We start from the raw sequence: 22,090 nt of genomic DNA, 5'->3' as shown, positions 1-22,090 counted from the left end.
AAGTAAGTGAGATTTATTTGTATGCACAGATTGAAAAATCAATTATTACAATTGTGTTAAATTGTTATATTCCATCTCATCAGTATTTAAATCAACTTTATAGTATTTCAAATTAGGAATGTGAGAGGTGTTGAACTTCACTAGCTCTATAGTATCTTTTATAACATTTTTTCCAAAATATATACTTGTTAGCTTTCCTAAAAATTCCTTAGATTTTCCTCTTGGATTTGAATTTGGGTCTTCATCAATATTATATATCCTCATTTCTTCTTCATACTCCCAATATTTTAACTTTTGAAAGATAAACTTACCATTATCTCCTACATTTAAATCTAAGTATCCTTCTTTGGTTATTTTAACCTCTTCCAAGGTTACTAATTTGTTATCATAGGTAATAGGATTCAGAGCTCCTTTTATGTGAGGGGCTTCTTCATCTATTTCCCATTCCAAACACACACCCCTGTGGCTATCTGCATAATGTGACCACATTAAAATATTATTCATATTTCTAGAAAAACAACAAACACTTAAGGTTGATACAAGATTTTTATACACAGTAGTGTTTGTGTTGTCTATAAATAAACATTCATAAGGATCATTAAGATAAGATAACTTGCTGTACCAATTTGTTTTATTCCTTAACGAATTCAGCAAATTAATATTGATTGTGTGGTATTTATATATTTTCATAGCATTGGTAGTTGAATTATTTCCAAAGTTAATTTTCATCTATGGTTTTATAAAATATTAATTCAATTATATTTCTGAAATTTAAATAAATTCCCATTTGTCCTAAATACCATGTTCTACCATTCCAGCATTCATTAATTATTTCATCTCTACTAAAAAAGGCTTTATTATTAATATCTTCTCCCAGATTATTTATTAAAATATTTGTTATAAGTTCTATTTCCTTAATTAAGGATTTGTTCTTATATTCATCAACTTTCTTCGTGATAATAAAAGACCATTTATTTTCATGTTCTACTCTATATAACATATTAAAATATCCTATGTATATTTTACTTAATGCAATAGATAATACTTTATTATCCTCTCCATTCAAGTTGTTATTATATAGATATTCTGAAATATTTGTAATTTCATTAATTAACTCGTTGAAATTATTCCCATCATTAAGGTTAGGAATACTTTTAAAGTCTTCAAAGGATAATACCAATGTATTTATATCAAATATATCATATATGAACTTTGTTTTCTCTATGAAGTCTATATCCTTACTGACTACAATATCACAACCTGCCCCAAAATATGCATGTCTACTATCATTCATCAAGTTCGTAAACTTTTGTTTTTGGGGTTTCCCTTTTACAATGTTGAGGATTTCTAACCCCATATACATATTAATAAATGTCTGATAGGAATCTACTTTAGTATTCTTTATAAACTTATGGCTCTGGTTTATATATTTAACATATGATTGCTTAAACTCTTCTTTATCTGTGATCTTTTCTCCATCAAAACCATTAATTCCAATTGCTATATAAAATTCTTTAGTGGTATTTACTTCTCTATTACCTTGTAATATACCTTTAAAGAAAGGATGCTCTTTCATTTGGTCACTAGCTTTAAGCATTAACTCTGTATATTCCTTAAGATCAGAAGGCTCTGTCATAGTCTCAACAAACTCTTTGGGATATTTAGAAGAAAAAAGATCTGATTTAAAAATAGAATTAAAAGGCAGTGGAATATTTTTAAACATATCCATTATCAATTTAATAAAAGGGTCTTCACTCTTAAATATATCTTCACTTTTAATTAGATTTTCCCAATCATACATATTGTAATATTCTTTGGGAGTCAGCAATCTAGCACCACTAGCATCATTTAATAAACAATTATTTTCACATATGGATTCAATAAATTCCATATCAATATATTTCTCATTTGTTACATCTCTTGATAAATCATAAAGATGTGCTTCTGAAAATAGATAAATATTGTATTGTTTACTTTCTATTATTGAACTATATAATGTTTTATTCTCTTCTTTTTTGAGATCTTGATATATACAGTTATCTAAATATATTCTCATGCTTTATCAGATTTTTATAAGTAAAGATAGTTAAATGCATAGATAAGATTCTTAAATTATTAAGGGAATAATTTAAAATCAAATTACTCCCTTTTTATATTTTACAATAAATTCTTCATAGCTTCATCAATTTGACTATTTTCAAAGCTATCTAAATATATCTGAGTGGTCTTTAAGTCTGAATGTCCTAAAGCCTCACTTATAATAGCTACATTAATACCAGACCTTTTCAAAATGGTTGCAAATGAATGTCTGGCCACATAAGTAATTAGCCGTAAAAGAACCGTATGCAGATGTAAGAAGTAAAACATCAACAGGTTAATACTTAATGGATTTGCTGATTTGTGCAAAAACCGAGTAAGCCGATTTAAGAAGTGGTTCAGTTACCAAATCGTTAGCCACTCAGTTACCGAATACGAATAGGTAACTGATAGCAGGTAATAGTTTGAAACCCTGATTCTATTTCTTTGAATTACTGATTTTTGCGTAATAAAGAGCGCTTATATAACAAGTAACTTTGCCGTCGTAGCAACGACGGCAGAAACCTCAAAAAATATAAGCGAATATGAAACAAGAAAAATTCAAGGTTTTGCTTTACCTCAAAAAAAGCTCTCCCGACAAATCGGGTAAAACTCCAATTATGGGGCGTATTACTGTCAACAGTTCTATGTCTCAATTTAGTTGTAAGCTATCCTGTACTCCTGACTTATGGAATCCACGTGAAAGCCGGCTAAACGGTAAGAGCCGTGAGGCAGTTGAAATTAATCTGAAAATAGAAAAACTTCTACTTGGTGTCCATTCGGCATTCGATAGTTTGGTGGGGAGAAAGAAACCTTTCGATGCAGAAGCGGTTAAGAATTTGTTTCAAGGTAGTATGGGGGCACAAATGACCCTGCTTGCTCTTCTGAGTCGCCACATAGAAGAACTAGAAGCTCGTGTTGGAATTGATGTTGCGCCAACTACGCTTTCCACATATAAATATACACACCGCTCGTTGGCTAAATTCATCAAAAAGAAATTCAAGACTAAAGATGTTGCTTTCGGACAGTTGAATGAACAGTTCATTCGGGAGTATCAAGATTCGGTGTTGGGCGAACAAGGCTATGCGATGCAAACCGTTCGCCATTACTTGGCCATCTTGAAGAAAATCTGCAAAATAGCTTTTAAGGAAGGTATTTCAGAGAAATTGCACTTTGCCTACTATAAACTACCCAAGCAAAAAGAAGCCACCCCTAAAGCTTTAAGTCGGGAGAGCTTTGAGAAAGTCCGAGATTTGGAAATTCCAGCCCGTTGTCCTTCTACTCGTTTCACCAGAGATTTGTTTCTCTTCGCCTGCTATACAGGTACAGCCTACGCCGATGTTATCCGTATAACCAAAGATAATCTTTTCACGGATGAAGGAGGTGAGCTCTGGCTTAAATATGCAAGAAAGAAAACCGATTATCGGGCAAGGGTTAAACTATTACCCGAAGCCATTGCATTGATCGAAAAATACAAAGACGAAAACAGAGATACCATATTTCCGTGGCAATCGCCGGAAATGGTAAAAGCCAACATGAAAGGATTGCGAGTTTTAGCGGGTGTAAAAGAACCAATGACCTATCATTCAGGGCGACATAGCTTCGCAAGCCTGATTACGCTCGAAGAAGGAGTACCTATTGAAACCATCAGCAGAATGCTCGGGCACAGCAATATTTCAACAACTCAGATCTATGCCCGTGTCACGCCCAAAAAGCTATTCGAGGATATGGATAAGCTCATCGAAGCAACGCAAGATCTGAAATTAGTCCTTTAATCATTACAAATCCTATAAATAGAAATACAATGCGCAGTACATTCAAAATATTATTCTACATCAACAAGAACAAAGTAAAAGCAGACGGAACAACAGCCATTATGTGTCGGATCACTATTGACGGGAAACCAACTGTTATTACAACGGGCATCTATTGCCTGGTCGATGATTGGAATACCAAAAAGGGAGAACCCAAAAACGAAAGAAGTAATAATCAACTCAATGCTTTTCGACGACGCGTAGAACATACCTACGAACACATCTTAAAAGAACACGGAGCGGTCAGCAGTGAACTTTTAAAGAATACCATAGTCGGAGTAAACTCAATCTCCACCAAGCTTCTTGAAGCTGGTAAGGTAGAGTTAGAACGCTTACGACTCCGCTCAATAGAGATCAATTCCACTTCAACCCATAGGGATTCCAGACTTATGCAAAACAATCTGCAAGAATTTCTTTGCTCCAGAGGAATGGAAGATATTGCTTTTGAAGCTATAACCGAAGAGTTTGGAGAATCGTTTAAACTCTATTTAAAAACTGAGCATAACCGAAAGAACTCATATATAAATCGAGGACTAACCTGGCTAAATCGTCTGATCTATATTGCTATCGACCAAGAAGTATTAAGAAGTAATCCACTCGAAGATGTAAGGTACGAGAAGAAAGATCCACCGAAACATCGCCACATAGGTAAAATTGATCTAAAAGCCATGATGGAAACCCCGATGCCCGATGCTCGTTTAGAATTGATACGCAGAGCTTTTATCTTCTCTTCATTGACAGGGCTCGCTTATGTAGATATGCACCGTCTGTATCCGCATCATATCGGTAAAACAGCAGAAGGAAGGCTCTATATCCGAAAACGGAGGGTAAAAACGGATGTTGAAGCATTTATCCCTTTACATCCGATAGCAGAACAAATTCTTATGCTTTACAATACTACGGATGACAGCCAACCTGTATTTCCCTTACCCATTCGGGATAAGATCTGGTATGAAATAAATCAGATCGGTAAATTGATAGATTTGAAGGAGAATCTCTCGTACCATCAAAGTCGCCACAGCTTTGGAACGCTGGCGATTTCGGCAGGGCTTCCCATTGAGAGCATTGCCAAAATGATGGGACACGCAAATATTTCTACCACGCAAGTTTACGCACAAATCACAGAACAGAAGATCTCGGACGATATGGATAAACTAATAAAGAGAAGGAAAAAAAGTGCGACGACTACAGCAAATAAACGTTCTCAAAATAAGAAAACTAAAACTGTTTAGCGATGGATAAGTATAAAATAACAATCACTGAGAATGGAAGCGTAAACATTCCGAGTAAAGTCAAAATGACTATTCCTGAGATAGCCAATTTGTTTGGTATTTTCTACCAAACAGCAAAAAGAGAAGTTCGTACAATAGAGAAATCCGGCATTGCAGGTGGTGATCTTTCATCGCCTTGCAAAGTTGAAGGAAAGAATATCTATTCTGAATACTACGGATTGGAAATGATAATTGCTCTTACTTTTCGGTTACAATCTCCTAATGTGGATATTCTTCGAAAATGGATTATAAATAAAGTCATAAGGGGCAATATCCTGACAACGCTTGTATTGCCATTACAGAATGCGACATTGAACTAAAAAGAAGCACCCCGGAATTATTTCCTTTCGGGGTGCTTAATTAAATACAGATAGACAAATAGGTGTTGAGCTACTCCCACCCTTCACAATAATTTTTTTCCATAATCCGCTGAATATCTGACTCCCGATAGAGGGATTTACCGCCAAATTTGAAATATGAGATTCTGCCTTCGCTACGATATTGTTGCAATGTCCTTCTACTGACTTTTAGCCGCTCAGCAACCTCTACGTCTGTTAGAAAATGCTCTCCATTTAATGTCGGTTTATAGTTCCTCAAAACCATTTCCAACTGATCTAACATTCTGTCGAATGAGCTGAAAAGAGCTTTAACTCGCTCATGATCTTTTGCTATAATCTCACTCATTTTCCTTGCATTTTTAGGTTGCTGATAAGTTTCTCTACATCCTTAGGCTTGTAGTACATCTTTCTGTCTATCTGCGTATATGCCAGTTTTCCGGTATCTCGCAAAGTTTGCAATGCACGAGGACTTATATGCAGGATTAGGCATACATCCTGATTATCTAACCATTCTGTCAACTTTTTACCGACATGTGGCTCACATAACTTATCTACTTTTCGGACAAAAGTCTCGAAACGTTGCATCATTGCCTCGAATGTTCGGGCTTCTATATATATTATCTCCATAGTAATTTACTTTTTCTGTTCATACTATGATTACGGGGAGAGCAAATATAAGTCATTAAATTACAGCATATATAAGTAATCTACAGGCTGGTAGCTTTAGGCTGTACTTGTCTATACCTAAAGCCAAATTTTATACTCTTTCGATAGTTCCACGAAAGAGTAACCGGAATTTTTTCCACCTGTTTCATAATTTCTTCCCCTTTAAGCGAAATGTCATCAGAGCCTAATGAGTATTCGATTTCAGTCGCAAAGGTATTTCCGTGTTCTTCACGCTGACAGCAAGGTCAAGCCCTAAAGGGTTTGGCGAAAAATCTTCCTCTTTCCCTCTTTTGTATCTATTCGGGCGAGCGTATTTATTCGTCAAAACCTTGCAGAGCTAAACACTCCCCCTTTTTAAGCTTCTGAAACTCGAATACTCCTCACCGGCTCCGATACGGCATAGCGTTAAAAAAAAGGTCAGAAATTATGAAACTAACGGCAGAAAAAAACAAGAAACAACGATCCTCCTACCTTCCAATTAGCATAGGCTGGGTTTTGAAAATAGTCTTAATCATTGTGGGTTACTCCTTATGGGGAGCAGGCTTTATTTGGGCTTTGGTAGGCTTGTATCTCTTTTATGATGTGATTCGGGGTATTCTTTCGTGCTTGCTGATGTTGGGTGCTGTAATCACTCTTATTTGTCTCATGCTGACTTATTTATAACCCTTTAAAACTTAGAATTATGAGCAAAGTATTTTTATTAGGAGCGAACAAAGAAATAGACAGAGCAGTGCAAGTGGTAGAGATTAACCAAGTTATCCAAATGGAGGGGTACAGTTATCACAGCTATGTAGTGTACGACATTACAAAAAATCAATGGGGTATCACTTACAAATTGATAAACCTAACGACAAAAGATTTTCATACAGCCGATATTATCCGACCATTGAAAGAGAAGTTTGGCATTGGTTTCTATTATGACAGCGACAACCTTCAATTTATAGACAGCTTTGAAGTAGCAATACTTCTGCAAGAAGCACAAGCCAAAGCCAATGTAGAAGCGGACGAGGAAGAAAAGGAACGCATACGAGTAGAGGAAGTCAAAGCAATCGGGAGCAAACGTTTTGCCGAAATACTTCCCGAAAATACTTTGGGCGTTATCGTGGCAAGGCTGAAACAAGATGAGAGCGACAGCCAAAGCGACTACTTTGCATCAAGAACAACACGGACTGTCATTTTAGGCTTTTCAACTCACAAAAGAGACATCTTTTCTGAAATGCGGAAACATGCATCCAACTTCGAGGAAACAGCCTATTTAGCGGAGTACAATGCAGATTATGAACATCGGGAGAAATATTCTATGGGTGCAGGGTACTATTTAGGTGAAAGTAAATATAGCGGATGGATAATTGAAAAAGTATCCATGTACAGCCGTGAGGGTATGATAAAGGAATTTGCCTACACCGCAGGGTGTGAAGATAACATCCGCATCAAGAAGAATGATGATACACCACCAATGCCACCAAGTGACAAGAACGGCACAAGCAAGAACGGTTGCACAGTAGTAGAGTATTCAGCCAAAGCCGTTGCCGTATTCGGAGAAACAAGAGCTATCAAAGACGAACTCAAAGCAATGGGAGGAAAATTTAACAACCGACTGACCTTTAACGGAAAGAGATTAGCAGGATGGATATTTTCTAAATCACAAGAACAACGCTTAGCCTACTACTTCGGATTAAACTAATTATCAGAATACTAAGAAAATATATACATAAAACATCGGATATAATGAAAAAGAATAGAAAAGTAACAGCCAATTCCGTAGCCATCAATTTTAGAAATTATGGCGAAATAACAATCCCTAAAGGTATTTTAGTGACCAATGAGACGGCAATGGGAATAGATGACAAATACAATTTTGTAGACGAATTTGATTGGATTGATACCAACTATCCCCAAATAGCACGATTATTAAAAATGGATGCTCAAAACTATGGAATAAATATACCTAAAGAGCATATAGTTATGCAAGAAGATGAAATTATTTAAAGGAGCAATCCTCCACAAATATCCAATAAAATGAGAACAACAATAATAGCAACCAAATTTGTGAAATGGGATATTCCCGAATTAGATGCTCTGAAAGGCTCTAAAGTGTACCAACTTAGAGAGAAAGTAAACGCTGAAGAAAGCTTGAACAGAGAAGAAAAAAACTGGATTACTAAAAATGTAAATCACAACAGCTATTTCAAAAATGCCATACCGTTAAGTGGTTACCGTTTTGACTTCTCCGAGATACTGAGAACCTATATCGTGAAGCAATACGGCTCATTCCAAGAGTACAAAGCAGTAGATAAAACAAGTTTACGAGCCATGATATATGGTAGAATTGATAAAATAATCGAAGTGAAATAACAATAAGGGGCGGTAACCCTGCCCCATAATACCCAAAGATATGAAAGCAACAAACCATTTTCAAAATACGATAAAAGCATATTTAGACAAACGTGCCGAGATCGATTTACTTTTTTCATTTCGTTACTCCCTGCCCGAAAAGAAGTTAGAGGATTGTGTGACTTATATTCTAAACCAGGTGCAGAAAAGCGGTTGTAATGGTTTTCACGATGATGAGATATTCGGCATGGCGGTACATTTTTATGACGAAGATTCAATAGAAATAGGCACTCCTATAAACCATGCAAAAGTAGCAGTTAATCATGTAGTCGTATTGTCAGCCGAAGAAAAAGAACAAGCTCGACAAGAAGCTATGCAAAAGGCACAAGACGAAGCCTACCGAAAGATGACACAGCCAACCAAGAAAGCCAAAAGAGTAGCATTAAATACCCAACCAAGTCTATTTGACTTTTAAATTATCGACCGATGAAACCAAACAATAAACTCCAAAACAAGTAGTAGAAGCAAGTAAAACATTGCCTAAACTTACCAAAACGCAAATCCAATGGGGATATGACCACGTTATCCAATATGTTGGACGCAGAACCGAAAAAGGAATCGTTACCTGTACCAAGTGCGGTCACACATGGCAAGGGATGGGAGAATTAGCAAATACCCTTTTGGGATGCGAGTGCCCAAATTGTCAATCCAAATTGATAGTCAAGACCACCAAGAAACGCACATTCGATGATAGTTATTACATGAATATTATTACGGCTCACAAAGGCTATCAAGTGATACGCACCATCATGTTAAGCTATGATGTCAAAATAGGAGAATCGACAAAACTCAGCTATTCCGAAGTGATGCAACGATGGATTGCTTACGATGGGAAACATTGCACTTTTGCCAAACTTCGCCAAACGATGGGAACATGTTGTATTGATTCATGGATATTTCATACTCCTTTGGAACTAAGAAACGAGAATACGAACAATAAGTTTTACATAAATGTCTATGACAAGATAGGAAGCATGGGCGAAATATACCCACGTCAGAAACTTATACCCGAACTAAAAAGAACCGGTTATAAAAAAGCATTGTACGGACAGAACCCATTAGACTTATTCCGTACTCTATTGAGCGATAGTAGAGCCGAAACACTTATTAAAGCAGGTTATGTCAATCTATTAGAGCGTATTATGAATATGAGTTGGAAGAATATTGACAGCTATTGGCAATCCATCAAAATAGCTATCAGAAACAAATATAAAATTGAAGATGCAATTCTTTGGTGCGATTATATAGATATGCTTCGATTCTTTGATAAAGATTTGCACAATGCAAAATACGTCTGCCCCAAAGACCTCAAAGCAGAACATGACCGATATGTGATCAAGAGAGCCAAAGCAGATGCACAAGCCGAAATAGAAAAGCAACTCGCAAAAGAAGATTCATTCAGAGAACAAAAAGGCAATTTTTTTGGACTTGCGTTTTCGGATGGTACTATTAGTGTTCGTGTCTTGGAGAGCATAGCGGAGATAATCTTGGAAGGGAAAATGATGCATCATTGCGTAGGAGGTTACTACTCAAAAGCCGATTCGCTGATACTCTCAGCTTGTATTGATGGCAAACGCATTGAAACAATAGAGGTGTCAATTTCTCAATTAAAGGTTATTCAGAGTCGTGGAGTGTGTAATAAGAACACCAAGCACCACAATCGAATCATTCAACTTGTAGAGCAAAATATATCACTGATAGAAAATAGATTAGTAGCATGATGAAAGATAATATTTATACCTTATTTGTTGGCTTCCAAAAGTTGGGAGAGGTCAAATCCATTTTGGAAGCTAACAAATTTGCTCAAAGTAGCAATCTGGCAGGAGCATTTAATCTACTTGGAGAGAGTTGTAGAGATAGTTGGTATGTGTTTAAATCAGAAATAAAAGGCGATGAAAATTAAAGATATAACAGGGAAGGTTATCGAAGTAACCCACCTAAACAAAGCTATTAAACAATGTAAATTGTGTCGAGATAGTCCCTTTTTGATGGATTCGGGGCATACAGTTGGAGAGAATCACACGTTTATGCTTCAACAACTTGAAGAACTGAAACGAAAATTAAAAACTTGACGGCGGAGAGAAATTTCCGCCACTTCTTTTTCCATGAGCTGTTAGCAGAACTTTGCGCGGAGAAAAAGAAGCAAAAAGCCGTATAAGACGCTTTGCTCCTCTAACGTCTTGATATTACCGATTCATATAACTGGGAGTTTATCATGCGGTCTTTTGGCAATTCATTCAGAAATAAATCTGCAAGGTCTTCATCTATTTTAATATAGTGTTCAGACAAACAACCCAGAAACAGATAACGAAAAGCATCATATGAATATGCGTACTTATGGGTAGGGTATATACCACCCTGTTTTACATATGTATCATTTTGCGACTCGATAAAAGATGTTATATCTTTAAAATGACCGAATAATTGTGTCAATTGGTTTATATCTTTAATAGTAAAATCCACCTTGTATAAATCATTAAAGAATCTTAATCTTTTATGTGCAAAAACTTTTCTAATTTGATGATTGTCTGTATCTGCATATATGAGCCTATGTTCTATAGATGATTGCCATTCCTGAAAGCGGTCTTGTTTAATCTTTAATATGTTAGTGTTGGTCGCTTCATTTAGTCTCTCTAATCCGAAATACGCAGTAATAATAGTTACAGTAAAAATAAACAAAGTCTTATATTCAGAGTAAGTGCTGAGGTAATTGGAAACACTTTTGGGAGAAAAAGAAAAATTATAAATTTTACTATTCAAAACATGTATTTCAATCAACGCAATAACTGATAAAATTATCAGGAAAAACATTACGCCAATTAGTATGTATTTTAATCCGTTATTCATTCTGTCATTTTTATGTAAATAGGATGCAAATAATTTATATCAATTCTTTGGTGTAAAATGTTTGCCATTCATTGGCTTTTCTCAGACCTTCTTCAAGATCATTATTGTTATAAAAGGCTTTTACGTGGTATTTATCATTGTCATTTTCAATATTTGTAACCCAAAACTCATAGTCAGTTCCAGAATAGCCCTTGTCGAATATCCATTTTTGATTAAAACCTTTGGCAGCGATTATAGTCGTATTCTCTTTACTGAGAGTTAGTAAATCTTCTCGTATGTTTTTCAAAAGCGAGTATTCTTCTATTAGTTTTTTAAATTTTTGTTTTCCTACAGAAGAAAGACCATTGTAATATAGCCATACCAATTCATAACGAGATAAAGTCGCTCGAACCATTGTTGTATATTTATATTTTTCTTCAAATGATAAAAAATCAGACTTGTCAACGAATTTTATGATAGTATATAAATGTCGAAAATAATGGTCAAAATAGGATGGAGTATAACTATTCTCATAACTTCCTAATCCTTTAAAATACAAATACCCTCTCATTCCCGATACGTCTTTTTTTTGTCCATCACTCGTTGTTATATGATGTACAATTTCTCTAAATGAAAAGAAAAATAATTCACGCCCCTGTATTGTTTTTTCAACAAGGACTTCCTTTGTTAGTCTTCCTAGTGATGGGTCGGGTGCATCTTCAATTATATGATCTTTAATCGTTTCTTTGTAATATAAGTCATTTACAATCTGTTGTTGCAAACTTAGCATATTAAAAAAAGTGTTTTCAAAACGTTGTAGTTGTAATGTCTTATTTTGAGTTGAAAACTCGTTCCTTTGTAACTCAAGATCTTTTCTTTGAAGTCTTAGTTCGTTTCGTTGAATAACTATAGCAACAATAACTCCTGCAAAAGCGAAAGCAGATATAAGTGCATTTACAGCCCCAAAGCTATCTCCGAACAATGCATATTTATTACCATCTGTGGCACCAACCTCAAAATGGCTATTGGCATACCACTGTGTTAGAAACATACCCCCAACCCATAGAATAATACAAATTATAGAAGCGATTCCAATTGTGTATCCAATGCTAAATTCTTTCTCATTATCACCATCTTCAGTCATCGGTTTCTCCTTTTTATTTTTATATATAATAACTTTACCATATTAAAAATTATTTTCTGTAAAATGCCCATAAAAAACATCAGATAAAGCTATATGACAGGTGTTTTCAAACTAGTCATCCATACTTCTGTCACTGACTCAATTATTTTCAACAACAGCTTTAGTCTCAGAACTGTGTTCCTAATTTAGGAGATATTATTCCAAAAATTCGACCACTATTAGTGTAGTCTATTTTCTGATAAGATTGATAATCATAGCTTTTAGCCTTTTTATTTAGTACAAATTGCAGCTCAGATTCTTGAACTTCTTCTGTAACTTGACTTAATCTAACCCTTAGTCCAACCGTAACCTTATCATTCATCTCATCATTAATATATTCATAATTTAGAATCTGTTCAAAATCTTGAGAAATAATAAGATTGATGAGTGATTTGGGGATAGCTATCATGAATGCTTGAATGCCATCATTTCTTTTAATAAAGAAAAAAGATCCAAGGACTTCATTATAATTAATTGAAGCAAAGCTCTTTGTATGTACCATACTAACTCGTAGACCATGATTGGATTTCAATGGTTTATTATTGAAATCCATATAGTTTTGAGATTGTATTAATTCTTCTATTCGAATATATAGTTGGTTTTGAATATTTATATTAATACCAATTTCTTTAAATAACTTCGCATAATAGATTAATCTTGATATTAGTTTATATTTTTTCGGATTCCAATTTATATAGTAGGCTTCCGGATCGACCAACCAAACCTTTGCTGTATTATGATTATCCAAGACACCGATTGTTCCGTAATAGATATTTTGATGTCTCGCTATACCTTGAGCTTTCTCACTGTCAAGAATAGATTCTTTTTTCCCTTTTATACTACGATAGTGGGTACTAACTGAAGAGGTTTTATTATTGTTATTATCATTAACAGAACCTTTATTTTCTACCTGTATGAATCTTGATCCATCAGAAGCCATTGGAATTTGATAATCAAAATCTTTTACTCTTTTGCTTCCAATATAGACATTGGGAGTAATTGCCCAATCGGCTTCGGTTAAACTATGAAACTTATTTATAACATTAAGCCCTAATGATACCCCAATCCTTTCTGTCATCCGAGAATCATTCATTCGGGTAGAAGACATCTTAGTTTGTATTGAACCTTGTGAAAAATCTAAAAAGTCTTCTATGTCACCTAAACGGTGTTGAACTCTATCTGCTAAATCTCTATAGGTTCTCCACCCATCTTCATCAGCATATTCTGTAAACAGCATATATGATTTAAACTCATCTTCTGAAATAACAAGATTATGCCGAATCATTTGATTAATTACGGTATAATTATCGTATTCTTTGAAAAGCTTCGCTTCTTCATCATTATAATAGTTGACAGATAATTGCAGGGGCATAGGCTAAATTATTTTAATTTTTCAATCCATCAGGTACAATTCCAATTTCTTTCATTCTTTTTAAAACAGATTGAACTTCTTCTTCTGAGAATTTTTGTTTTTCTTCCGACCATTCATAAAATCGCTGAATCAGTAAGCTTTCTGAATAGATGATATTTTTCTCCTCTAATATATTTTCCATGCAGGCGTACAATGTTGCAACTATTTCAACAACATTAGATTTTGCTAACTTAAAAGTGTCTATAATAAATTGGATATTACTACTTTCTTCAGAAAAATACTTTAGATAATCAGCATGATGTTCTCCTGCTTTTTCTAAAAGTTGATATTTCAATTTTTCTGCCGAGTTATACTCAAACCATTTGTGATCCTTGAGCTGTTTATCGACGGAACGCATCAACTGATTGTCATATGGCCCCATTGCTTGACGAAGGAAGTTAGTGTGTAGCTGCATGTTGCCCGTCTTCTGACAGAGGAAAATCAGTTTTTGGAGCTTTAAGTGTCCTAATGTTGGCTCCTTGTGTAATTGCCAAACAATTTCAGCAGCCAAAACACTGCGTTTATAGTAATCTATATTTGTCGGCTTTAATGAAATTGTTTGTGCCTTAGATTTTGTTTCTGTTAGAGTAGTTTTTTCTTGGGTATTCTTTTCTTTTAATTCAAAAACCTCATTAAATAAAGCTTTCTGTAAGTATTGGCTATATTTTCTTTGATTTTCTATTTCAACACTAAGTTGATTACATTTTCCCAGTAATGATTCTACTTTTTCAACAATTATTTGTTGTTCTATAAAAGGAGGTAGAGGAATAGGTATTATATCCATTTTGTTTTTAGGTAACCCCTCTCTTCCTGCACCTGTTTGAGCTTCTATGATTTTATTTTGAAAATATGGTGAACATATGATCATATGGATAATGCTGTTTAGGATAGGTTGAATTACCCTAATAATTGCAACGTGTTGATTTATGTTTGCTTCATCAAAATCATTTGGAACTTGACAGCAACGACCTATTGAACCTCCTGTAATATTTAGCAGTAAGTCATTTGCGATAACTTTTGTGCCAGACATTGATTTATGGGTTGATTCTGAGATGAAAACTATATCCTCTAAAATCAAACTACTATCATAAACATTTTGAGATCTGATAAATTTAATTCCTGAACTAGTATAAACAGATTTTCCTCCCCTAGGAGTACTACCAGAACCTGTTTTTGAGCAAATATCACCAAGATAACACCACGTCCAATCTTCAGGTAATGCATATGAGATTTTATCTCCTTTAATTGGGGGTAATGGCTTCTCCTTTTTTATCTTCTTTTCTTTGATTAATTTAGTTTTTTCTGCTTTTATGCGTTTCAATAACTCACTTGCTGATTCAACATCAGGGTTTTGCTCTCTCCAATCTGCAGTCAACTTTCCTTGTATTGCATCTTGAAGAATAGCTTGTTTAAACTTTTGCAGTAATTCTTGTTGATATTCAATTTGTTTAGAAAGTATTTTAAACTTACTTTTAAAACTGCGAATCTTTTCAAGAATTATTTTTTGCTCATCTTTTTCAGGAAGCCATATTTTTTGATTAAAGAATTTATCTTTTTGTAAACGAATTCTTTGAGTTGTGCCATCACTTCCTTTTTTACAGATTTCATCAAACCAGCCAGTTGAAGTTATTTCAAGAAATAATTCTTTTGATATAATATCTTCTTCTAAATCAAAATACCAAAAATCATTTGTAACTATAGCTCCATCAAGTCCAGGAGGGATAATCCCAAATGCTCCATTTCTAGCATCTATTCCGGAAAGGATAAAATCTCCTTCATGGACTATATACATGTTTGACTTGATGTCACAACCTTTTTTCCTTTCTCGTAAAATGACCCCATTATGGTTCATTTTTATTGTAACTAATTTATATTCCTCATCTCCATTTAATTCAATGGGACGTTTTATCCTTTTTAGAAAATCTTTAATGAAATATTCTTTAGCCATTATTTTAGTAGATTTTCCAATTCGTCAATGATAGAATTTGATTTATTAATGGACTCTTTCAGCTTTAGGATAGCATCTGTTGTACTTAAAGTTATGTCCTCTGTTACAGTATTGCTATTCTTAATATCTAAATCCCAATTATTCAAATCCTTTACTTTTACTTTCCATGCCACTTCATTTTCCACTCGGTTATTCCACCATTCAATAAGTGGCTTAAACTCTTCGAATTTTATTGGTTTTGTTTTGGAATAACTTTTTTGACCTTCAGGAAGACGATGCTCGTAATACCATATCTCTTTGGTTGGTGCACCTTTCTCAAAAAACAATAAGTTTGTACTTACTGTAGCAGGGAAAAATGTACTTTGAGGTAAACGAACAATAGTATGCAAATTGCAATCTGTCAAAAGTTTTTCTCTGATTCTGGATTTCACTCCTTCTCCTGTAATAGATCCATCAGGCAATACAATGGCTGCTCTACCTGTAGGCTTTAGCATTTGGAGCATTAAAATAACAAATAAATCGGCACTTTCACGACATCTGTACATGGCAGGAAAGTTCGTTTCTACTCCATCAGCAATACTAGCTCCAAATGGCGGATTGGCAAGGATTACATCTACCTGATCTTTCTTGTCTATACTGTTATATTCTTTCTTTAGACTGTCTATGTACTGATAATCGGGGATATCTATACCATGAAGTATAAGATTAGTTAATCCCAACACATAAGCTACAGGTTTCAATTCCCAACCTGTAATCGTAGACTGTAACGTAGCTTCATTATCTACTGTTTTTACATAATGATCCCTTTTATGCTCAATAGCTGCTGTTAAGAAACCGCCTGTTCCGGCAGCTGGGTCAAGGATTTTTTCACCCAACTTAGGGTCGGTCATTTGGGTCATAAGTTGAGTTATCGCTCTTGGCGTATAATACTCACCCTTGTTTCCGGCATCCCTTAATTCTTGCAAAATACTTTCATATATGTCACCAAAGATATGTTTGTCATCGGAGCGATTAAAGTCTATTTCATTAAGCTTATTAATAACCTTACGCATCTCAAAGCCACTTTTCATGTAGTTGTTTGAGCCATCAAACACCTCTTTTACAATTGCGGCTCTCTTCGGATTTGTTTTGCTTGACAAACAGCGAAGTGTTGCAAATAAACCTAAATCATGATGAGATGTACTATCAATAAAACCCAATAATTCTTCACCAGTTATCCCTTCTGAGTTTGCAGCCCAGTTTCGCCATTGAAATTTCTCAGGGATAACTGAAATATAATCATCTTTAAGTATCTCTAATTCTTTATCTTTATCATCAATTATTTTCAGAAATAACATCCAACCTAATTGCTCTAATCGCTGAGCATCGCCGGATATACCCCTGTCCTGACGCATTATATTTCTTATGCTGCTAATAACAGCTCCAACATTTGCCATTCTCTTATGCTACTTTTTTATACAATTCGTTTTGTAATTCTTTTAATGCTTCAAGATATTTTTCTTTACTCCCAAAAATATTTATAATTTCTATAGGAGAGCCTAATGTGTTTAGTGGTGACAGTTTTAATACATCTAAGCTTTCAATAGTAAGTAATCCATCATCAGCATATTTATCTAAAAGGGTTTTTAACACAAGCTGTACTTGTGCTCCATATTTCGAAAAATAGTTTCGTTTTTTCACATTATTAGCCCTCTCTTTTCGAGTCAAAGGTTTTGCATCGAATGCAACATGACATATAAGGTCAAATGGATCATAGTCTTTACCTACTTCTTCTCTCAGAATATCAAAGAATACGCCCTGTTCTTCCAAACCATCTACAATTATTTTTTTCTTATCTGCATCATTCCAAAATTGTGAGAATGTTTCCAAAGAAGTATATTTTCCTTTTACGTTCTTTTTTGTATAATCTTTTATACTTTCTGTGATTATTCTTCCATCAGAGCCAAGATACTGCACTCTCTCATTGATTATGGCTACTCTTACTCCATCCACTCTTACTTTTTCCCTTAGGTTTGGAGCGGTAATTATATCTCCACCTCCTTCAACTTTCGATTGCTTTCCTTCTGGGAAATCAACCGGTTCACCGTCGATAATATCAACAATCGGTTCATCTGTTATTTCATCGTCTGTTCCTGAGATATCATCATCTTCCGAAACACTTTTAATCATTACAGGATCTCCATCAAATGTGGGATCAGCAAAAAGATTGGTCACATTTCTAAAATCCATTATAGTAAAGTATGTCTTACCATACTCTTCATTTATACGAGTTCCTCTACCTATTATTTGTTTAAATTCAGTCATGGAACCAATATTACTATCCAAAACAATAAGTTTACATGTTTGAGCATCAACACCAGTAGTCATTAGCTTTGATGTAGTTGCTATTACAGGATAACGCTCCATCGGATTTATAAAATTATCTAATTCTCTTTTCCCTTCTTCGTTGTCGCCTGTTATCTGCATTACATATTTGCTATTCAACGCAACCAAATCAGTATTAGCATTAACTAAAGCTGTTCGCATACCCTCTGCATGTTCAATGTCGATGCAAAAAACAATTGTTTTAGCAAATTGATCATTGCCTCTTAGAAACTCTGTTATTTTTTTTGCAACTAACACTCGTCGTTCTTCAACAACTATGTTTTTATCAAAATCGGTACGGTTATAGATTCTGTCTTCTACAGGGTTTCCATCTTTATCTAAAAAACCTAGGGGAGGTCTCCAGCCTTCAGCGTCAATATCAAGTGTAATTTTCACCACCTTGTAGGGGGCCAGAAACCCATCATCAATACCTTGCCTTAATGAATATGTATAAACAGGTTCTCCAAAATAATGTATATTAGAAACTTCTGTAGTTTCCTTTGGAGTGGCTGTCATACCTATATGGGTGGCTGTTTTAAAATAATCTAAAATTTCTCTCCACTTACTTTCTTCTTTTGCACTGCCTCTATGACACTCATCAACTACAACTAAATCAAAAAAACTTGGACTGAATTGCTTATACGCATCTTCGGACTTATTATCGGATAAACCCTGATACAATGCTAAATATACATTATAGGCTGTGTCAATATTTTTGTTTTTTATGATGGTCATAGCATCTTTAAAATGCCTGAAATCACCCCGTGCTGTCTGATCTATTAGGGCTGTTCTGTCTGCTAGAAATAAGATTCTCTTTTTCGAACCACTTTTCCAGAGTCTATAAATAATTTGAAATGCAGTATAAGTTTTACCTGTACCAGTTGCCATTACAAGTAAAATTCTTGGTTGCTTCTTAGCTACAGCTTCTATTGTCCTATTTACAGCTATTTGTTGATAATAGCGAGGAGATCTGCCCGAAGTATCTTGATAGTAATCCGCTGAAATAACTTTTTCGACATCTTCTGTTCCAATTCCTTTGTATTGCTTATATTTTCTCCAAAGTGTTTCAGGACTTGGGAATTGATCTATGGATAATTCTGTTTCTATTTGTCCATTTGTAGCTGTTTTATCATGAAAGTAATATCCATCACCATTACTGCTGAAGACAAAAGGTATATCCAAAATATTAGAATAATCTAAAGCCTGCTGAATTCCTGCTTTTGTTGTATGGTTATTGTCTTTTGCTTCAATAATTGCTATAGGCACATTAGGCTTGTAAAATAGGATATAATCTGCAAATTTTCGTTTCCCTCTTGCTGCTACTTTTCCTTTTACATAAATGCGTCCATCTGTAAAATATATCTCACGTCCCAATTGAGTATACTCATCCCAGCCAGCTTTTAATATTGCCGGAGTTATGTATTTTGCTTTTATATCAGCTTCAGACAAGTCTTTTTTATTCATAGTATACATTGGACTAAATTATTCCTAAGTATATGCAAAAATACTCAGAAAAAAGACTTGACAAATATTTAATCAAGTCTTTCTAATAATATTTATACCGTATACAAAAACAGCATCCTTTTGCTTTTTTTATTTTACATCATTGACAATTATTCTCTTGTAATTGTTTCAAAGAGATTTATCCACTTATCCTTTAATTCTGTTGGTAGAGATTCCATTATTTTATCGAAACGATTTTGAATCGCTCGTGCAATCTCAACTTTCCAGCCCTCGTTTAATGATATATTATACTTCTTTGCCCAAGCCTCTATTTGATTAACAATCGGAGATCCTTTTTGATAAAAATCCTCAAAATATTGATCGCACCTATATTGTCTATCAATAATTGGTATAATAACTGATGCAGGTATTAAATCTTCAATTTCATAATCACCTTCCGATAAGAAGGATGAGACCTCTAAGACTTTATCCTGTTCATCTTTATAGCGACCTATTTTAAGTTGCTTTTGATAATCTCTACCTGCTTTATCCGAATCAAGAAGAACATACGGTAAAGAATCCTCTCTTGATGAAAGAATCTTTGTGAGTGGAGCCATTCCCTTTACTCCTCCAGCTGGAATAAAAACAATTTCTTTTGAATTTTTCAAATCCCCTGTACTGATCAAATATCTTTTAATCAGATTTAGATATATCTGATCACTTGGACCTTCCACAAGAATAGGCAAGCAGCCTAACATTAAGGTATCCGAAACAGTAAGTCCTAAGGCGGCATGAACTGGATATATAGACTTCTCTGCATCCTTTGCATTATACCTTAAGTTTGAAGAGACTTTTGTTCTCCCTGTTTCTGAATCAACATATACAGCCTTAACATTAGCTAAATTATCCATGTCAACCAAAAATGGCGAATGGGAAGTATAAATTAATTGATTATCTTCTGACAACTTTCTGAAAAACTTCGCTAAATCATATTGAGCGAGAGGATGCAGAGATAATCCAGGTTCATCTAAGAGTAATATCGTGTTTGAATGTCCTTCTTTTGTTTCGACTAAAAACACAAGGAAGAAACTGAAGAACCATTGCAAACCACGACTTCTACCCTCCAGTTCTATTGGTTCAGGGCGTAAAGTATCAGAAACATTTATTCTGAAGTGATGCCCATCAGCCACAAATTTGAAGATATAATTTCCTTGTAGCCACCATTTCTTGAAATTAATTGTTAATTGTGATGCGGCAGAATCAAGCAAGATACTCCTTTCTCGCTTTTTATCCGACCATTCCTTAACCTCTTCTTCATTTAGATCTTGTTCAACAGAACTAACCTCTCTATTATTATAGTCAAGTTTCTTAATAATAACCTTTCGATCGTTACCTAATTCATAAATTTCTTCAGGTGATAATTTCACATACTTAAATAAAACATCAAGAGTTCTTACTTTTGCCCGTGCAGCTTCACCTAAATCTTCTCTTTTAAAATCTTCAATAACTCGAGGTAAATATATCTCACTATCAAGATTACCATAGTCAGAATAATAAACAAACTTAGGAATCTTCTTTAATATTTTTTGTCTTACTTCTTTTGTTGTTTCAATAGGTTTACCATTAAAAGCATCAAGCATTTTTTGAATTGGTGCGATAAGATGTAGATTAAAAAAATCTGGTAGATTTTTTTTCTTTCCAAAACTTTTTTCACCGAAATTCTTTATATTACCAATTATAGCCTCAGCTTCCGCTTTTGAAAAGCAGGTTTCGGTGATTAGTGAAGTAAGTTGACCTATGAAATCTTTTATTGTTTGTTGTAATCCTACATCTTCTTTAATAAAAACATCATCTTTGTAAAGATTTGTTTCAAAGTTGTGAATCGTTATGTTTAAACTCTCTATTGGGTATGAATCTACTTTTGAGTATGGAAATGAAATATAATAAGCACCATCATACTTCCTTTTCACCAACACTCTCTTTACTTGCTCTTTATCACACTTCAACTCTTCAGATATTTCTGTTTGAAAAGTATCATCTAAAATAAAATCAGCCGCAATAAAAACATCTTCACTATGCTTATCCGCTTTATAGTTACTATATAAATGTCTTGGAAAATCGTCTAATGGTACAATCGGTTCATTATTCGCCGGATTTAACTTCCATAAAGCAATAAGAAGGTTCGTTTTTCCTGCTTCATTTGTACCTACTAAACAAGAGTTGTCAGCAACCTCTATCCAATCACTTTCTTCTATTGAACGAAAGTTATAGACCTTAAATCTATCAAGTTTTGTTTTCATATAAATTAGAGATAATAAAGAATAGAACAAAGTTATGAAAATATTAACACAAATTC

Annotated in this window: 21 protein-coding genes and 1 pseudogene; 10 read left to right on the top strand and 12 right to left on the bottom strand. The window is 34.4% G+C overall.

The features are described from left to right. Nucleotides 1-45: 45 nt before the first annotated feature. The 3 genes and pseudogenes from HMPREF9455_RS04240 to HMPREF9455_RS20950 all read right to left on the bottom strand — a co-directional run. Entirely contained in the window at nucleotides 46-729 is a 684-nt protein-coding gene (locus tag HMPREF9455_RS04240) for a DUF2971 domain-containing protein (RefSeq protein ID WP_006798370.1), read from the bottom strand. Continuing rightward, nucleotides 719-2,056: a hypothetical protein gene (locus HMPREF9455_RS04235; protein ID WP_006798369.1), complete on the bottom strand. Its 1,338-nt coding sequence runs from the start codon at nucleotides 2,054-2,056 to the stop codon at nucleotides 719-721. Before HMPREF9455_RS04235 ends, HMPREF9455_RS04240 begins: the two co-directional genes overlap by 11 nt. Nucleotides 2,057-2,157: 101 nt before the next feature. Beyond that, nucleotides 2,158-2,328: pseudogene (locus HMPREF9455_RS20950) on the bottom strand (tyrosine-type recombinase/integrase); the annotation flags it as partial. Between the two features lie 293 nt (nucleotides 2,329-2,621). Here HMPREF9455_RS20950 and HMPREF9455_RS04230 point away from each other — a divergent pair. The 3 genes from HMPREF9455_RS04230 to HMPREF9455_RS04220 are packed head-to-tail and all read left to right on the top strand — an operon-like array spanning nucleotide 2,622 to nucleotide 5,481. Beyond that, nucleotides 2,622-3,851: a site-specific integrase gene (locus tag HMPREF9455_RS04230; RefSeq protein WP_006798367.1), complete on the top strand. Its 1,230-nt coding sequence runs from the start codon at nucleotides 2,622-2,624 to the stop codon at nucleotides 3,849-3,851. A gap of 29 nt (nucleotides 3,852-3,880) precedes the next feature. Beyond that, complete coding sequence (locus HMPREF9455_RS04225) at nucleotides 3,881-5,122, top strand: site-specific integrase (protein ID WP_006798366.1); 1,242 nt, start codon at nucleotides 3,881-3,883, stop codon at nucleotides 5,120-5,122. Nucleotides 5,123-5,124: 2 nt separating this feature from the next. Then, complete coding sequence (locus tag HMPREF9455_RS04220; protein ID WP_006798365.1) at nucleotides 5,125-5,481, top strand: hypothetical protein; 357 nt, start codon at nucleotides 5,125-5,127, stop codon at nucleotides 5,479-5,481. A 70-nt stretch (nucleotides 5,482-5,551) separates the two neighbouring features. Here the strand turns inward: HMPREF9455_RS04220 and HMPREF9455_RS04215 are convergent, their stop codons facing one another. Together HMPREF9455_RS04215 and HMPREF9455_RS04210 are read right to left on the bottom strand one after the other, a co-directional pair. Further along, nucleotides 5,552-5,845: a helix-turn-helix domain-containing protein gene (locus tag HMPREF9455_RS04215; RefSeq protein ID WP_006798364.1), complete on the bottom strand. Its 294-nt coding sequence runs from the start codon at nucleotides 5,843-5,845 to the stop codon at nucleotides 5,552-5,554. Further along, on the bottom strand, nucleotides 5,842-6,126 hold the full coding sequence (locus HMPREF9455_RS04210) for a helix-turn-helix domain-containing protein (protein ID WP_006798363.1): 285 nt from the start codon (nucleotides 6,124-6,126) through the stop codon (nucleotides 5,842-5,844). Before HMPREF9455_RS04210 ends, HMPREF9455_RS04215 begins: the two co-directional genes overlap by 4 nt. Before the next feature lie 465 nt (nucleotides 6,127-6,591). Between HMPREF9455_RS04210 and HMPREF9455_RS21630 the strand changes: the two genes are divergently transcribed. The 7 genes from HMPREF9455_RS21630 to HMPREF9455_RS04180 all read left to right on the top strand — a co-directional run bounded on the left by HMPREF9455_RS21630 (nucleotide 6,592) and on the right by HMPREF9455_RS04180 (nucleotide 10,462). Beyond that, nucleotides 6,592-6,828, top strand: coding sequence for a hypothetical protein (locus tag HMPREF9455_RS21630; RefSeq protein WP_006798362.1), 237 nt, complete (start codon nucleotides 6,592-6,594; stop codon nucleotides 6,826-6,828). Nucleotides 6,829-6,847: 19 nt separating this feature from the next. Then, on the top strand, nucleotides 6,848-7,849 hold the full coding sequence (locus HMPREF9455_RS04205; RefSeq protein ID WP_006798361.1) for a hypothetical protein: 1,002 nt from the start codon (nucleotides 6,848-6,850) through the stop codon (nucleotides 7,847-7,849). 44 nt (nucleotides 7,850-7,893) lie between these two features. Further along, nucleotides 7,894-8,154 (top strand): hypothetical protein, encoded by a 261-nt coding sequence (locus tag HMPREF9455_RS04200; protein ID WP_006798360.1) that lies wholly within the window; start codon nucleotides 7,894-7,896, stop codon nucleotides 8,152-8,154. Between the two features lie 30 nt (nucleotides 8,155-8,184). Further along, on the top strand, nucleotides 8,185-8,520 hold the full coding sequence (locus tag HMPREF9455_RS04195; protein WP_006798359.1) for a hypothetical protein: 336 nt from the start codon (nucleotides 8,185-8,187) through the stop codon (nucleotides 8,518-8,520). A gap of 40 nt (nucleotides 8,521-8,560) precedes the next feature. After that, on the top strand, nucleotides 8,561-8,974 hold the full coding sequence (locus HMPREF9455_RS04190; protein WP_006798358.1) for a PcfK-like family protein: 414 nt from the start codon (nucleotides 8,561-8,563) through the stop codon (nucleotides 8,972-8,974). Nucleotides 8,975-9,035: 61 nt separating this feature from the next. Beyond that, nucleotides 9,036-10,280 carry a PcfJ domain-containing protein gene (locus HMPREF9455_RS04185; protein WP_006798357.1) on the top strand — a complete coding sequence of 415 codons (1,245 nt, stop codon included), beginning with the start codon at nucleotides 9,036-9,038 and terminating at the stop codon, nucleotides 10,278-10,280. After that, a complete protein-coding gene (locus tag HMPREF9455_RS04180; protein WP_006798356.1) occupies nucleotides 10,277-10,462 on the top strand; it encodes a hypothetical protein in 186 nt (61 codons plus the stop codon). The genes HMPREF9455_RS04185 and HMPREF9455_RS04180 overlap by 4 nt, the downstream gene beginning before the upstream one ends. Nucleotides 10,463-10,731: 269 nt before the next feature. Here the strand turns inward: HMPREF9455_RS04180 and HMPREF9455_RS04170 are convergent, their stop codons facing one another. The 7 genes from HMPREF9455_RS04170 to HMPREF9455_RS04140 all read right to left on the bottom strand — a co-directional run bounded on the left by HMPREF9455_RS04170 (nucleotide 10,732) and on the right by HMPREF9455_RS04140 (nucleotide 22,034). Next, nucleotides 10,732-11,406 (bottom strand): hypothetical protein, encoded by a 675-nt coding sequence (locus HMPREF9455_RS04170; protein ID WP_006798354.1) that lies wholly within the window; start codon nucleotides 11,404-11,406, stop codon nucleotides 10,732-10,734. A gap of 34 nt (nucleotides 11,407-11,440) precedes the next feature. After that, entirely contained in the window at nucleotides 11,441-12,529 is a 1,089-nt protein-coding gene (locus tag HMPREF9455_RS04165; RefSeq protein WP_006798353.1) for a putative phage abortive infection protein, read from the bottom strand. Nucleotides 12,530-12,695: 166 nt separating this feature from the next. Further along, on the bottom strand, nucleotides 12,696-13,940 hold the full coding sequence (locus tag HMPREF9455_RS04160; RefSeq protein ID WP_006798352.1) for a hypothetical protein: 1,245 nt from the start codon (nucleotides 13,938-13,940) through the stop codon (nucleotides 12,696-12,698). Nucleotides 13,941-13,953: 13 nt separating this feature from the next. Then, entirely contained in the window at nucleotides 13,954-15,927 is a 1,974-nt protein-coding gene (locus HMPREF9455_RS04155) for a restriction endonuclease subunit S (protein ID WP_006798351.1), read from the bottom strand. Beyond that, the gene (locus HMPREF9455_RS04150) at nucleotides 15,927-17,363 is read right to left on the bottom strand and encodes a class I SAM-dependent DNA methyltransferase (RefSeq protein WP_006798350.1); all 1,437 of its coding nucleotides are present in this window, start codon (nucleotides 17,361-17,363) and stop codon (nucleotides 15,927-15,929) included. Before HMPREF9455_RS04150 ends, HMPREF9455_RS04155 begins: the two co-directional genes overlap by 1 nt. Nucleotides 17,364-17,367: 4 nt before the next feature. After that, nucleotides 17,368-19,755 (bottom strand): EcoAI/FtnUII family type I restriction enzme subunit R, encoded by a 2,388-nt coding sequence (gene hsdR, locus HMPREF9455_RS04145; RefSeq protein WP_044215553.1) that lies wholly within the window; start codon nucleotides 19,753-19,755, stop codon nucleotides 17,368-17,370. Between the two features lie 149 nt (nucleotides 19,756-19,904). Continuing rightward, complete coding sequence (locus tag HMPREF9455_RS04140) at nucleotides 19,905-22,034, bottom strand: AAA family ATPase (RefSeq protein WP_006798348.1); 2,130 nt, start codon at nucleotides 22,032-22,034, stop codon at nucleotides 19,905-19,907. Nucleotides 22,035-22,090 lie beyond the last annotated feature (56 nt).

Source organism: Dysgonomonas gadei ATCC BAA-286, from assembly GCF_000213555.1.
Taxonomy (GTDB): domain Bacteria; phylum Bacteroidota; class Bacteroidia; order Bacteroidales; family Dysgonomonadaceae; genus Dysgonomonas; species Dysgonomonas gadei.
Note: the sequence above shows the minus strand (reverse complement) of the source record. Positions and strands in the feature narration are given on the sequence as shown.